Annotated in this window: 10 protein-coding genes; 3 read left to right on the forward strand and 7 right to left on the reverse strand. The window is 69.5% G+C overall.

Annotated features, from left to right (window positions below):
- The first annotated feature begins 9 nt into the window (after positions 1-9).
- Positions 10-849: a hopanoid biosynthesis-associated protein HpnK gene (gene hpnK / locus FV229_RS01005; protein ID WP_147750148.1), complete on the forward strand. Its 840-nt coding sequence runs from the start codon at positions 10-12 to the stop codon at positions 847-849.
- A gap of 249 nt (positions 850-1,098) precedes the next feature.
- Positions 1,099-1,863 (forward strand): YfdX family protein, encoded by a 765-nt coding sequence (locus FV229_RS01010; RefSeq protein WP_147750149.1) that lies wholly within the window; start codon positions 1,099-1,101, stop codon positions 1,861-1,863.
- An 80-nt stretch (positions 1,864-1,943) separates the two neighbouring features.
- On the opposite strand, the gene FV229_RS01015 is transcribed toward FV229_RS01010, so the two are convergent.
- Entirely contained in the window at positions 1,944-4,601 is a 2,658-nt protein-coding gene (locus FV229_RS01015) for an MMPL family transporter (RefSeq protein WP_147750150.1), read from the reverse strand.
- Between the two features lie 686 nt (positions 4,602-5,287).
- Here FV229_RS01015 and hpnH point away from each other — a divergent pair.
- Entirely contained in the window at positions 5,288-6,451 is a 1,164-nt protein-coding gene (gene hpnH, locus FV229_RS01020; protein ID WP_147750151.1) for an adenosyl-hopene transferase HpnH, read from the forward strand.
- Between the two features lie 108 nt (positions 6,452-6,559).
- Here the strand turns inward: hpnH and FV229_RS01025 are convergent, their stop codons facing one another.
- The 6 genes from FV229_RS01025 to hpnA form a co-directional block, all read right to left on the reverse strand.
- On the reverse strand, positions 6,560-7,246 hold the full coding sequence (locus FV229_RS01025) for a phosphorylase (protein WP_147750152.1): 687 nt from the start codon (positions 7,244-7,246) through the stop codon (positions 6,560-6,562).
- A gap of 87 nt (positions 7,247-7,333) precedes the next feature.
- The gene (gene shc / locus FV229_RS01030; RefSeq protein WP_147750161.1) at positions 7,334-9,331 is read right to left on the reverse strand and encodes a squalene--hopene cyclase; all 1,998 of its coding nucleotides are present in this window, start codon (positions 9,329-9,331) and stop codon (positions 7,334-7,336) included.
- Between the two features lie 142 nt (positions 9,332-9,473).
- Positions 9,474-10,760, reverse strand: a complete 1,287-nt coding sequence (gene hpnE / locus FV229_RS01035; RefSeq protein ID WP_187275013.1) for a hydroxysqualene dehydroxylase HpnE — start codon at positions 10,758-10,760, stop codon at positions 9,474-9,476.
- On the reverse strand, positions 10,760-11,611 hold the full coding sequence (gene hpnD, locus FV229_RS01040) for a presqualene diphosphate synthase HpnD (RefSeq protein WP_147750153.1): 852 nt from the start codon (positions 11,609-11,611) through the stop codon (positions 10,760-10,762). The genes hpnE and hpnD overlap by 1 nt, the downstream gene beginning before the upstream one ends.
- Positions 11,608-12,507 (reverse strand): squalene synthase HpnC, encoded by a 900-nt coding sequence (hpnC, locus tag FV229_RS01045; RefSeq protein WP_147750154.1) that lies wholly within the window; start codon positions 12,505-12,507, stop codon positions 11,608-11,610. Before hpnC ends, hpnD begins: the two co-directional genes overlap by 4 nt.
- The gene (gene hpnA, locus FV229_RS01050; protein ID WP_147750155.1) at positions 12,504-13,544 is read right to left on the reverse strand and encodes a hopanoid-associated sugar epimerase; all 1,041 of its coding nucleotides are present in this window, start codon (positions 13,542-13,544) and stop codon (positions 12,504-12,506) included. The genes hpnC and hpnA overlap by 4 nt, the downstream gene beginning before the upstream one ends.
- Between the last annotated feature and the right edge of the window lie 305 nt (positions 13,545-13,849).

Below are 13,849 nucleotides of genomic sequence, written 5' to 3' on the forward strand. Positions count from 1 at the left end.
GGAGTTTCCGTGAAGCGTCTCGTCGTCACCGCCGACGATTTCGGCCTCAGCCGCGAGGTCAACGATGCCGTCGAGCAGGCCCATCGCGACGGCATCCTCACCGCGGCGAGCCTGATGGTGTCGGCACCCGCCGCCGCGGACGCGGTCGCCCGCGCCAGGCGGATGCCGTCGCTGCGGGTGGGGCTGCACCTGGTGCTGGTCGAGGCCTGGCCGACGCTGCCGGCCGCCCAGCTGCCGGACCTGACCGATGCGGACGGCCTGATGCGCCGCGACATGGAGCGCCTCGGCCTCGACCTGGCGCTGAAGCCCGCCGCCCGGCGCCAGCTGAGCGCCGAGATCACGGCGCAGTTCGAGGCGTTCCGGGCGACGGGTTTGCTGCTGGACCATGTCAACGCCCACAAGCACTTCCACGTCCATCCGCTGATCGCGGGCGCGGTGCTGGCGATCGGGCCGCGTTACGGGATGCGGGCGATTCGGGTGCCGCGCGAGCCCCGTGCGGTGCTCCGGCTGGCCGAGCCCGGCGCGACCCCGCGTGCGGCGCTGGATACCGCGCCTTGGGCCGCCCTGCTCGCGGTGCGCGCCCGCAGGATGAGCCTGACGATCCCCGACCGCACCCTCGGTCTGGCTTGGTCCGGGGCGATGACGCCGCCCCGCGTCGCCGCGCTGTTGGCCAACCTGCCGGACGGGCTGACGGAGCTCTACACCCATCCTGCCACCGCCGGAGGTTTTCCGGGCGAGGCCCCCGGCTACGCCTACGCCGCCGAACGCGACGCGCTCGTCGCCCCCGAAGCGATGGCGATCCTCGCGCGAGAAAAGATCATCCGCGGCGGGTTTTCGGATTTTTCGTAGGGCGCACGGCGGATAGACCACGCCTTCGGCGAATAGAGAACGATCCGATCAACGTCGTTGATACTATATTATACGCATTGTATAAACATTACTCATTGCATTGCGCATTATATCCGTACAATGAACGTTACATTACGAACAATTCACGCAACGAGATCTGACGGATTGCGTTTCGATAGCAGCCCTAGGGCAAAAAGACGGTCGTCGAACAGGACCGCCGCCGCTGGGGGACGTATCGGAGATGCGATCATGACCCGTCATACCCTGCTTGCCACCGTTCTCACCGCATCCGTCGCCCTCGGCGGCGCAGCCTACGCGGCCGACCAGGCCGCGGCCCCGCACGAGACCGCGATCCAGAAGGATGTCGGCAAGCTCTCGGCCGACGGGGCCAAGGGCTTCCGCGACCTGCACATGGCGCGCCTGGCGATCTTCGACGCCGACCCGGCCAAGGCCAAGACGCTGGTCGGCGACGCCCAGGCGGCGTTCGCCAAGGCCAAGGTCGACGAGAGCGTCTTCACCAAGGCCGAGGCCGACCTGAAGGCGCCTGAGGCCGGGAAGGGGACCATGCCCGGCACCATGGGCAAGGCGACGTCCACAGGGGACGTGAAGCAGCCCGTCGCATGGCTGCCCGTCGACGGGCAGCTGGTGCTCGACGAGGATTTCGTCGCCACGCCGCAGAGGGCCGTCGCCGTGGCGAGCGCCAACAAGAACCTCGCGAAAGGCGACCGCAAGGGCGCAATCGACACCCTGAAGCTCGCCGGCGTGAACGTGAACTTCACCATGGCCGTCGTGCCGCTGGCGAAGACCACGGCCGACGTCGACCAGGCGGCGAAGCTCCTCGACCAGGGCAAGTACTACGAGGCGAACGCGACGCTGAAGCAGGCTGAGGACGGCGTACGCTTCGACGTGATCGACGCCACGTCGCTGCCGCAGAAGGCCGCGACGGCTGCGCCCACCTCCAAGACGACGGCGGCGGACCCGGCCGCGACCGGGACGGCCGCGCCCGCGCACTGATCGCGTCTTCCAGCGAAAACGAAAACGGCGCCGTCCTTGGCAGGACGGCGCCGCGTTCAAGGCTTCAGGGACGACCGCCGTCACTTCACGGCGGCGGGCTCCGCGTGGACCTTGGAGCCCGCACCCGGCAGGCGTCCGGCTTCTTCGCCTTCGGGACGGTCGGCGTCGGGCTGCCTCGGCGGCGGGCCGAGGAAGGCCGGGACCACGAAGAAGGCCGCGATCAGCGTAAAGAACAGCGACAACGCCAGCAGCTTGCCCATGCTCGCCGTGCCGGGATGGCTCGACAGCACCAGCGAGCCGAAGGCGGTACCGGTGGTCAGCGCCGAGAAGAAGATCGCCCGCGTCAGGCTGGAGGCCAGCATGTCGGTGACGCCGGCGCGCCAGGCGATCACGTAGTAGATGTGGAAGGCCACGCCGACCGCGAGCATCAGCGGCAAGGCGATGATGTTGGCGAAGTTCAGCGGCATGCCGACGACGTGCAGGGCCATCAGCGTCCACAGGGTGGCGAGCACCAGCGGCCCCAGCGTCATCGCCACGTCCCACGGCTTACGCAGCGCCACCGAGAGGATGATGAAGATCAGGACGAGAGCCGTCACCGCCGCCTGAACGAAGGCGCCGAGGATGGTGTAGCTCGACGAGGTCGTGGCGATCGGCGCGCCGGTGGCGTGCGGCGCGACGGTCTGGATCTCGGCCGCGAACTGGCGCAGCACCTCGTCGTCGTTCGAGTTGCCCTTCGGGTGGACCTCGATGCGGGCGCGGCCGTCTGGGGCGACCCACTCGGCCTTCAGCTGCGGCGGCAGGTTGGCGAGGGTGATCCTCTCGGGGTGCAGAATCCCGCGAAGCCGCGCGAGCAGGGGACCGAGATCGGTGGTGAGGGCGACCGACGCGGCTTCGCGCTTCGCCACCGGTGCGGCCGCGAGCTTCTCGAGGGTCCGCGAGAGCTGCCCCGCGGTCTTGTTGCCGGGCGCGTTGCCGCCGGCGATGCCGGACAGGGCGGTCGCGGTGTCCTTCAACGCCTTGACGTTGTCGGCGTCCGTCGGCGGCGGTGGCTTGCGCGTCGGGTTCAGGATCGGATCGAGCAACTCCGCCGTCTCGGCGACGGTCGCGAGCTTCTTGTCCTGGTCGCGTGGCACGAAGGTGTCGATGCTCATGATGTCGGCCGCAAGCGGCAACGCGGCGAGCTTCTTGGTCACCTCCGGCACGGCGTCCACGCTCGGCGCCAGCACGTCGGCAACGTTCGGGCTCGTGGCGGGGTCCTTGATCAGGTCGAGGTAGGTCGCGATCGATTCCACGTGCGGGCTGCGCAGGTGCATCGGGTTCGAATCGAACGGCAGCTTCCACAGCAGCGGCGCGCCGGCCAGCGTGATCAGGCCGACGGCGATCAGCACGGCCTTGCGGTTGCGGATGATCCACGGATCGACGCCGGCGAGCCACGTCGTCTCCACCGCAACCTTCTCGCCCTTCGGCCGGAAGACAGCGATGAGCGCGGGCAGGAAGGTGATCGCGAACAAGTAGGCCACGACCATGCCGACGCCGGCGATGAGGCCGAGCTCGGAGACGCCGCGGAAGGCCGTCGGCAGGAAGGCGAAGAAGCCGGCGATGAGGGACACCGCCGCCAGCGTCAGCGACCAGCCGACGCCGCGCGCGGCGGCGCGAATCGCGTCTTCGAGGGTCGGCTGCTCGTAGCGGTCGGCGCGGTAGCGGACCGAGAACTGGATGCCGAAATCGATGCCGAGGCCGACGAACAAAGCCGCGAAGGCGACCGAGATCGGGTTCAGCTCGCCGACCATCAGCAAGCCGAGCGCCGCCGTGACGATCAGGCCGGAGAAGGTGGTGATCAGCACCGACACGACCAGCGGCGCCGAACGGAGCGCGAGCCACAGGAACAAGACGATGGCGCCGACCGTGACAAGGTTGTTGAGCAGCGCGTCGTCCGAGAGCGTCGCGAACTCGTCGTCGGCGACCGCCACCGGGCCGGTGAGCCGCATCGTCAACCCGTGCTCGGCATCGATGTTGAGATCCTTGGCGACGTTGCGGATCAGCTTGGTCGCCGTGTAGCCCGGCTGCAGCGCGTTGAAGTCCAGCACCGGCTGCATCAACACGAACTTGCGCAGGTCGGTGGTCTTGCTCTCGCCGCCCGAGAGAAGGAGCTGCCAGGACATCCGCGCGGGCTTGCCGTCGAGCACCGTCTGCAGCGTCCGATCGATCTCGCCCATCGGCTTGTCGAGGTCTTCGATCTTGGCGTCGCCGCTCTTGATGCCGCGCGCGCCGAGCCCGAGGACGCGCATCACGCCGCGCAGGCTCGGATCCGAGGCCAGCGGCCCGAGCAGGCCCTGTTGCTGCACGAGCTGCTCGGTGGTCTTCTCGAGCTCCGCCTGCGGAAGCAGCAGCAGGCCGTTCTTCTCGAAGAAGGGGCCGCCGTCGGGGCGGTAGACGGTCTCGATCAGGTTCTTGTGGACGGCGATCGCCTTGGCGAAGGCGTTCGCGGCCTCCTCGGCCTGCTCCGGCGTCTTGCCGTCGATCACCGCCACGACGGTGTTCGTGCGCTGCGGGAACGCCTTCTCGTAGTTGATCTCGTCCTGGCGCCACGGCTCCTTCGGGTCGATCAGGCGCTCGACATCGGTGTTGATGCGGAACAGGTGCGCGGCGACCCCGGTGCTCGCAGCGGTGATCAGCGCCACCAGGGCGATCACGACCCACCGATGCCGGACGGAAAACGCGACGAGTCGTTCGATCACGAGTACCCTACCTACCTGGAGCTGCCGCCCTTCCAGGCCGCATCCCTCTCGAACCTTCGATGCTGCCGCCCCGGTTCCCGCAGGATCCGTCGGCGGCGCGAGCCCTTGGACCGAGCCCTCGGGCCGACCCTAATGGACGAAGCGCCGGACCCCGACGCGTCGACCTCTCGTCCGCCCACGGCCCGGCATAGCTGCAGGACCGGGCCCGTTCGCGGTCCGCACGTCTCACGATGCCGTGTGGACGCAAGCGCGACGCCGACCGGGTTCGCGCACCGGACGACGTCGGGAAAGGACGCATCCGGGGCACGATCGTTGCGCCAAGGCCGCAGCGCTCAGTAATCTTGCAGCCCCTCGATTGCAACGCAGCGACGCCCGGCGCGCCTCGCTCTCCCCATCGATGTGTGGCGCAGGCGCCGTTTCGCACTGCAATATCACCGTGGATGCGGTTTACCGGGAATGCCGTCGCATTGCCGACGCAATGGCAGGATGGGGTCCGCGCTAACGAATTGTGCGCCCGGCGATGGCGACGGGGGCTGTGGCCCGCTTGCGTCAGCGCCGCAAACACCGGCACAGAACGGTCCAGAACCCGCCCGTTCAGATCGGTTCCAGGCTAGAGCGCTGGAATTCGAAATTTTTTCACGTTAAGCAGCCCCTTGGTTCGGGGCTACGCAAACAGGAGCCGTATCTTGGGAATCCCCCTCCGGTATGTCGCGACGATCGGCAGCTACATCCTCAAGCAGCATCTCACCGGCCGGAAGCGCTATCCGCTCGTGATGATGATGGAGCCCCTGTTCCGCTGCAATCTCGCCTGCGCCGGCTGCGGCAAGATCGATTACCCCGACGAGATCCTGAACAAGCGCCTGCCCGTGGCCGACGCGCTTGAGTCCGTGCGCGAGTGCGGCGCACCCATGGTCGTGATCGCCGGCGGCGAGCCGCTGCTGCACAAGGACCTGCCGCAGATCGTCGAGGGCATCATCGCGCAGAAGAAGTTCGCGATCGTGTGCACGAACGCGCTGCTGCTCGAGAAGAAGATCAAGGAGTACAAGCCGAGCCCGTACTTCACCTGGTCGATCCACCTCGACGGCGACCAGGAGATGCACGACGGCTCGGTGTGCCAGCGCGGCGTCTACGACAAGGCTGTCTCGGCGATCGCCAAGGCCAAGGAGATGGGCTTCCGCGTCACCATCAACTGCACGTTCTTCAACAATTCGTCCTCGGACAAGATCGCCGACTTCTTCGACAGCGTGACGAAGATGGGCATCGACGGCATCACCGTCTCGCCCGGCTACGCCTACGAGCGCGCGCCCGACCAGCAGCACTTCCTCAACCGCAAGGCGACGAAGGACCTGTTCCGCGGCGTGTTCCGGGCCGGCAAGGAGAAGGGCCGCCAGAAGTGGGCCTTCCAGCAGTCGGGCCTGTTCCTCGACTTCCTGGCCGGCAACCAGACCTACCATTGCACGCCCTGGGGCAACCCGACCCGCACCGTGTTCGGCTGGCAGAAGCCCTGCTACCTGCTCGGCGAGGGCTACACGGCCACCTTCAAGGAGCTGATGGAGGAGACCGACTGGGATTCCTACGGCACCGGCAACTACGAGAAGTGCGCCGACTGCATGGTCCACTCGGGCTACGAGGCCTCCTCAGTGGTCGATTCGGTCCGCAAGCCCTGGAAGCCGCTGATCCACGCCTTCCGCGGGATCAAGACCGAGGGCGAGATGGCCCCCGAGGTCAGCCTCGAGAACCAGCGCCCGGCGGAGTTCGTGTTCTCGCGCAACGTCGCCCAGAAGCTCTCCGAGATCAAAGCGTCGGGCGTCGACACCAAGCGCGAAGCCCGCAACCGCACCGCGGCCTGATCCGCACGCAGGTCGGATCACCTCGACGATCCAGAGACAAGCCCGCGGCCCTCAAAGGCCGCGGGCTTTTTCGTGTTCGGGCAGGTCGAGCGGCGAGCGGGAGGGAGTCTAGATCTCCGACAGGCCGAGCTCTGCGCCGAGCGTTGCCCGCGCGGCGGCGAGCGCCTTGAACGCCGCAGACGAATCGCGTGCGAGACCGATCAGGTCGCGCGGCCGCGCGCGGCCGGTCGCCAGCGCCCGGAGCACGGCAAGGATGTCGGGATCGCCGTTGGGCTTCAGCGCCTGGGCGGCGAAGGCGGGCAAGGCTCGCTCTGCCGGATCGCAGACCACGCGGATCGCAGCGAAGGGTAGGCCGTGCCGGGCGGCGTAGGCGGCGGCCACGTGCGATTCCATGTCCACGCCCGCGGCCCCGGTCTCCCGGCGCAGGACCGCCTTGTCCGCGACCGTGAGTATCGCGGCGTCGACGCCCGCGAGGTCGGCCGTCACCACGCGTCGTCCCGTCGTTTCGAGCTTTTTAAGAAGTATCGCGGTCCAGCGGGCGTCCGCGGGCCAGCGCGCGTCGGCGACGATCCCGGTCGCGACCACGACGTCGCCGGGCCGCAGGGCCGGATCGAGGCCGCCGGCGATGCCGAAGCTGACGACGCCGCGGCAACCGGGTGCGGCGCGCGCGTCGAGCAAGAGGCGCAGGCGCTGGGGGCTTCCGCCGGCCTGGATCGCTTCGACACCGCGGCCGGCGGCGATACGGGCCTCGCGGGCGAGGCCCGCGACCACGAGGACGTTCGGCTGCAAGGACATCGACACCGGTCTGGAGCGGTGGGGCCGCGGATCGGGCGACGATTCCCACTCGAATCGAATGCGCCGGGAGCGAGCCCCGGCGACGCGTCACATGCCGTAGGCGACCTGGCGGCTGTTGCCGCGCTTGAGGTTGCGGTAGCGCGCCATCGCCCAGAGCGGGAAGAACTTCGGGTAGCCATGGTAGCGCAGGTAGAACACCCGCGGGAAGCCGGTGGCGGTGTAGCGCTCCTCGTTCCAGAAGCCGTCCGCCCCCTGGGTTCGCGCGAGGAAGTTGATACCGCGCGTCACGGCCGGGTCGTCGCATTCGCCCGCCGCCATCAAGGCCAGCAGGGCCCAGGCGGTCTGCGAAGCCGTGGAGGAGCCGGCCTCGAAGGCCGGATCGATCTTGTAGCTCGACGCGTCCTCGCCCCAGCCGCCATCCGGGTTCTGGATGCGGATCAGCCATTCCACCGAGCGGCGGATCTCCGGCGATTGCGGGTCGACGCCTGCGGCGTTGAGCGCGCAGAGCACCGACCAGGTGCCGTAGATGAAGTTCATGCCCCAGCGGCCGTACCAGCTGCCGTCCTGCTCCTGGTCGTTGAGCAGGTAGGTCACGCCGCGGTCCAGCGCCTTTGAGGATTCGCGGGTCTCGCCGAGCTGGGACAGCATCGAGACGACGCGGGCCGTCACGTCCGCGGTCGGCGGATCGAGCAGCGCGCCGTGATCCGAGAACGGGATGTGGTTCAGGTACATATGGTTGTTGTCGGCGTCGAACGCCGCCCAGCCGCCGTCCTTCGACTGCAGCCCCTCGACCCATTCGCGGGCGCGGGCGATCGAGGCGGTGTAGTCCGGCATGTTCGCCACGAGCCCGTGCTGGCGCATGGCGCGGTCCATCGCCATCACGACCACGGCGGTGTCGTCGAGGTCGGGGTAGTGCGCGTTGGCATACTGGAAGGCCCAGCCGCCGGGGCGGACCTTGGGCTTGGCCGCAGCCCAGTCGCCGGCGATGTCGAGCACCTGGCGCGGCAGCAGCCAGTCGAGCCCGGCCCGGGCCTGGCCCTCGGCGTCGGTGCCGCCGGCCTCCAGCAGGGCGTGGCCGGCGAGCGCCGTGTCCCAGACCGGCGAGACGCAGGGCTGCACGTAGGCCTCGTGCGCCTTGACGACCACGAGCTTCTCGATGGCGTCGCAGGCGACGCGGACCTGGGGATGGTCCGGGCCGTAGCCCATCGCCTCGTACATCAGCACGGTGTTGACCATGGCCGGGAAGATCGCCCCGAGGCCGTGCTCGCCGTTCAGGCGCTCGCTGACCCAGGCGCGGGCCTTCTCCATCGCCCGCAGGCGGATGCGCTTGGGGAAGTGCCCCTCGACCTTCTGCAGGATGCGGTCGATCCCGCCGAAGATCGGCGTCCACGGCCAGGTCGCGTGCGGGCTGCCGGGCCAGCGGCGGACGCTGGAGGGCGGCGTCAGGAACAGCTCGCCGATGCCGATCCCGCGCGGGTTCTTCGCCAGCGGCTTCGTCGCCTGCAGCACGAAGAGCGGCACCATCACGCAGCGCGCCCAGTACGACACCTTGTCGAGGTGGAACGGAAACCACTTCGGCAGGAACATCACCTCGACCGGCATCACCGGCACCGCCGCCCACGGCACCTCGCCGTAGAGCGCAAGGATGAAGCGGGTGAACACGTTGGATTGCGCGGCGCCGCCGCGGGAGAGGATCGCCTCGCGGGCGCGGCGCATGTGCGGCGCCTCGATGTCGTCGCCGATCATCTTGAGGGCGAAGTAGGCCTTCACCGTGCAGCTCATGTCGAACGGCCCCTCGTGGACGAGGGCCCAGCCGCCATGCTTCTCCTGCGTGCGGCGCAGGTAGTTGCCGATCTTCGGCTCGAGGCCCTCGGGGGGCTTGGTGTCGCGGAACTGGTGGAACAGGATGTACTCGGACGGGATCGTGGCGTCGGCCTCGAGCTCGAAGCAGATGTGCCCGTCGTCGTGGGACAAGGCCGTGAGCGCACGGGTCGCCCGCGCGACACCGTGATCCACGTCGTCGAGGGAAATCGCCTGGGTCTTCGGGCGTTGCAGCGCCTCGACCTTGTTCACAGCCTCTCGCATCATCCTCGCCTCAACCGGCCACAACTCTCGAACCGAACCCGATCGTCCCGGATCGGGTCACGGCTCGCCCGCCTCGTCTCGCCTACGCACGTGCCGTACCGGCGCATCGCCGGCACGGACGAATCGTCGTCCCGGTCGTGCCTCATGCCGCGCCGCGCGTGCGTGCCGCATCGCACGACAGGGCGAGCGCAGCCGTCTTTCCGGAGCGGATCGACCCCTCGATCGTCGAGGGCAGCCCGGTGGCCGTCCAGTCCCCGGCGAGCACGAGATTCGCCCACGCGGTCTCCGCCCCGGCACGGCGCGCGGCCTCAGCCGGTGTCGCAGCGAAGGTCGCACGCTTCTCCTTGACGATCTGCCAGCTTGGCAGTTCTGGTGCAAGGTCGGCAACGGTGGCGATCTCGGCCCAGATCTGCTTGGCTAGATCTTCGCGCGGCACGTCGAGCAGCCTGTCGGCACCGCTGATCGTCACCGAATAGCGATCGGGATAAGCAAACAGCCACTCGGTCAGCGAATTCACCATGCCGAGAATCAGCGGCGAACCGGGCTTCGGCACCATCTTGAAATGCGCGTTGACGATCGACCGGAACGCCTTCGGCGCCGACAGGCCGGGCAGCATCTCGGAGGCGACCCAAGGGGGCAGCGCCAGCACCACCGAATCGTCCGCGGCCAGCTCGACCGCTCCGTCCGAGAAGTCGAGCCGTTCGACGCCCTTGGCGCCGAGGCCGAGCCCGCGCAGGCGCCGGCCGAAGCGGACGCTCGCGCCCTGCGCTTCGAGGGTGCGCAGGGTGGGGTCGACGAAGGCGTAGGACAGGCCCTTCACCGCCACCAGTGGGCGACAGGCCGCGCCGCCGGCGCCCAGGGTCTCGCGCAGAATCTTGGCGGCGAGGCCGACGTCGCTCTCGGCGACCTCGGTGTTCAGCGCGGCGAGGAGGACGGGATGCCAGAGCCGGTCGTAGAGCGGGCCTTCGCAGGCCATGCTGGCGCCGATGGTGCCGCCGGCGCCGTCCGCCTTGCCGGCCGCCGCACGCAGGATGCCCAGGGGCGCGAGATAGTCCCGCGCGCGGCTTCCCGGCACGCGGCGCGCCTTGCTCAGCACCCACCACGGCACGCGGCCGGCGTTCGGGCGCAGGGTCCAGCGTTCGCCGGTCTTCAGGTCGGCAAAGGGGAACAAGGCCTCGTCCGGTCCGGTCAGGGCGTCGTCCGGCGCGCCGATCCGCTTCAGGAAGTCGAGGGAATCGGTGTTCCCCGACAGCAGCAGGTGGTTGCCGTTGTCGAGTTCCAGCCCGAGCGTCGGATCGTAGTAGGAGCGGCAGCGGCCGCCGGCCTGCTTGGCGGCCTCGTGCACGACGACGCGTGCCCCGCGCTCCACCAGGGACACGGCGGCCGAGAGGCCCGCGAGCCCTGCGCCGACGACGTGGACGGTCCCCATCAGACGATGCCGTGCCGAAGCGCAACGGCGACCAGGGCGAGCTTCTTCGGCTTCACCCGCGCCCGCGGCATCGCCCAACCGCGCTTCAGCAGCGCGACGAGGTAGAGCCGGTAGGCCGCCGCCATCAGCCGGGCCGCCTTGGTGGGCTTGCGCGGGCTCTTGGCGATGATCGCCCAGGTCTCCGCGTAATGCGCCTCCGCCTCGGCGGCGACGGCCGCGCACACCTCGCCGATGCGCGGGTGCGCGATGGCCGATTGCGGCGTCGGATCGCTAAGCCCGATGGCGGCCAGCTTCTCCCGCGGCAGGTAGAGGCGTCCGCGCTCGGCGTCCTCGTCGATGTCGCGCAGGATGTTGGTGAGCTGCAACGCCCGGCCCTCGTGCCAGGCGAGCTTGATGCCCAGCGCCTCGGGCATGCCGAAGATCCGCACCGACAGCCGGCCGACGGCGCTCGCCACCCGGTCGCAATAGAGGTCGAGGGTCGCCTCGTCCGGCGCGACGATGTCCTCGAACGCATCCATCGCCATGCCGTCGATCACGGCATGGAAATCCGCGCGCTTCAGGTCGTAGCGCTGCACCGGCACGACAAGGTCGCGCACCCGCGCGGGCGGCTTGCCGGCGTAGAGCGCGTCGACGTCGGCACGCCAGCGGTCGAGCTCGGCCGCCCGTACGTCGGCCGCGCCGCCGTCGTCGGCGACGTCGTCCACGGCGCGGCAGAACGCGTAGACGGCATACATCGCCTCGCGCCGCTCCTTCGGCAGCAGCCGCATGGCGGTGTAGAACGACGAGCCGGCCGCCGGCAGGGCAGGGGCCTCGTCGGCGGGCAGCGCCGTCGCGGTGGCTGTGGCGGTCATGGGAAAACCTTGCCGTGCGGCGCCGCGCGCACGATGCGGCCGCGGAACGGCCGGCGCGCCAGCGTCGCGGCGATACCGCCGAGCGCGGTCAGCGCGAAGCCGACCTTGCCGTGGTGGACCTTCTCCGAGAGCGGATCGCGGTCGAGCAGGCCTCGGGCGAGGATCACCGCCAGCCGATGGATCGCCGCGATCTCCAGAGACAGGCGCAGGTCGTCGATCAGGTCGGGCAGCACCTTGCCGTCGTCGAGCAGGCCCAGCGTCCGCTCGGCCAGCTCCCGGACGACGGCGCGCAGTTGCGGCGACGCCTTGTCGGCGCCCAGCATCGCGACGGTGGCGCCGTGACGGTCCAGCGTGTCCTGCGGGAGGTAGACCCGGTCGAGGGCGCGGAAGTCCTTGCCGCAATCCTGGAGGTGGTTGACGATCTGCAGGGCGGCGCAGATCGCGTCCGACGCAGCCCAGACCCGGTCCGTATCCTCGCCGTGCACGTCGAGGACGTAGCGGCCGACCGGCATCGCCGAGTAGCGGCAATAATGGATCAGCTCGTCCCAGTCGGCGTAGCGGGTCTTGCGCGCGTCCATCCGGAACGCGTCGAGCAGTTCGAGCGCGTGGCGCGGCGGCAGACCGCGGGCGGCGAGCTCGCGCTTCAGCGGCTCGGCTTCGGGATCGGACGGGCCGGCCCCGGTCAGGGCGTCGGCGAGGCCGTCCAGCAGCGCGAGCTTGCGCTCGGGCGACAGCTCGGCGTGGTCGGCGACGTCGTCGCCGGCGCGGACGAAATCGTAGAAGGCGAGGATCGCGCCGCGATTCTTCGGATGGATCAGGTGCGAGGCGACGGGGAAGTTCTCGTCGTTCGCGCCCTTGCCGGAGCGCAGCTCGGTGGCGGAGCCGGGGGCGCTCATCGCGAGACTCCCGGTAGGTATCCGGCGGCGCGGAACCAGTCGATCGCGTCGGACAGCCCCTCGCGGTAGGGCCGGGCGGTGTAGCCGAGCTCGGCCCGCGCCTTGGCGTCGGAGAAGAACATCCGGTAGCGCGACATGCGGATGCCGTCGATCGTTGCGAAGGGCTGCTTGCCGGTGATCCGCGCCATCTGCTCGGAGACGAAGGCGATCGGGTAGACCACCGCCCGCGGCAGGTTCACCGTCGGCGGCTTGCGGCCGACCATGCCGGCGATGTCGCCGAGCATCTGCGACAGCAGCACGTTCTCGCCGCCGAGGATGTACTTTTCGCCGACCCGCCCCTTGCGCAGGGCGAGCAGGTGGCCGGCGGCGACGTCGTCCACGTGGGCGAGGTTGAGGCCGGTGTCGACGAAGGCCGGCATCTTGCCGAGCGCCGCCTCCTGGATGATGCGGCCGGTCGGCGTGGGCTTCACGTCGCGCGGGCCGATCGGCGTCGAGGGGTTGACGATCACCGCCGGCAGGCCGCTTTCCGCCACCATCTCGTCCACCACGCGCTCGGCCACGACCTTGCTGCGCTTGTAGGCGCCGATCGCGGTCTCGGGCGTCAGCGGTCGCGTCTCGTCGGAGGGCGTGACGCCGTCGTCCGGCGGCTTGATGGTCGCGACGCTCGACGTGTAGACGACGCGCTCGACGCCTTCGTCGCGCGCGGCGCGCATCAGGTTGCGGGTGCCGTCGCGGTTGGTCCGGACGATCTCTTCCATGTCGGGCGCCCAGAGCCGATAGTCGGCGGCGGCGTGGATCAGGTAGCGCTGGCCCCGCATCGCAGCCGCGCAGGCCGCCGGGTCGCGCATGTCGCCCTCGACCACCTCGACGTCGTCCCAAGTCAGGTTGGTGCGCGGGCTCGTCGCGCGCACCATGATGCGCACCGGAAAGCCGGCGTTGCGGAACACGTCGACCAGGGCGGGGCCGAGGAAGCCGCTGGCGCCGGTGATCAGCACCGGGCCGAGGTCGGAAGAACCGCTTGGGGTCGCCTCTGCCATCACGCTCGAATCGTCACGGGAACGCGGGCGATGCCCTCGATTTGGGCATCGCACCGCAGCAACGCGGCTTTTGTCATCGAATGGCGCGCACGACAAGGCGATCCGGGCCACAGGGGACCCGGATCGCTTTTTGCGACCGGCGACTCAGGCGAGGCGGAGGCGCGAACGCCCTTCCTGTCGCTCCGGCAGGATTTCCTCGACCTTTTTGACGATGCTGGCGGCGTCGAGGCCGGCTTCGGCGTACATCTTGTCGGGGCTGTCGTGGTCCTGGTAGGCGTCCGGCAGCGTCATCGTGCGGACCCGAA

This window comes from Methylobacterium sp. WL120, assembly GCF_008039465.1.
In the GTDB taxonomy this organism is placed as follows: Bacteria; Pseudomonadota; Alphaproteobacteria; order Rhizobiales; family Beijerinckiaceae; genus Methylobacterium; species Methylobacterium cerastii.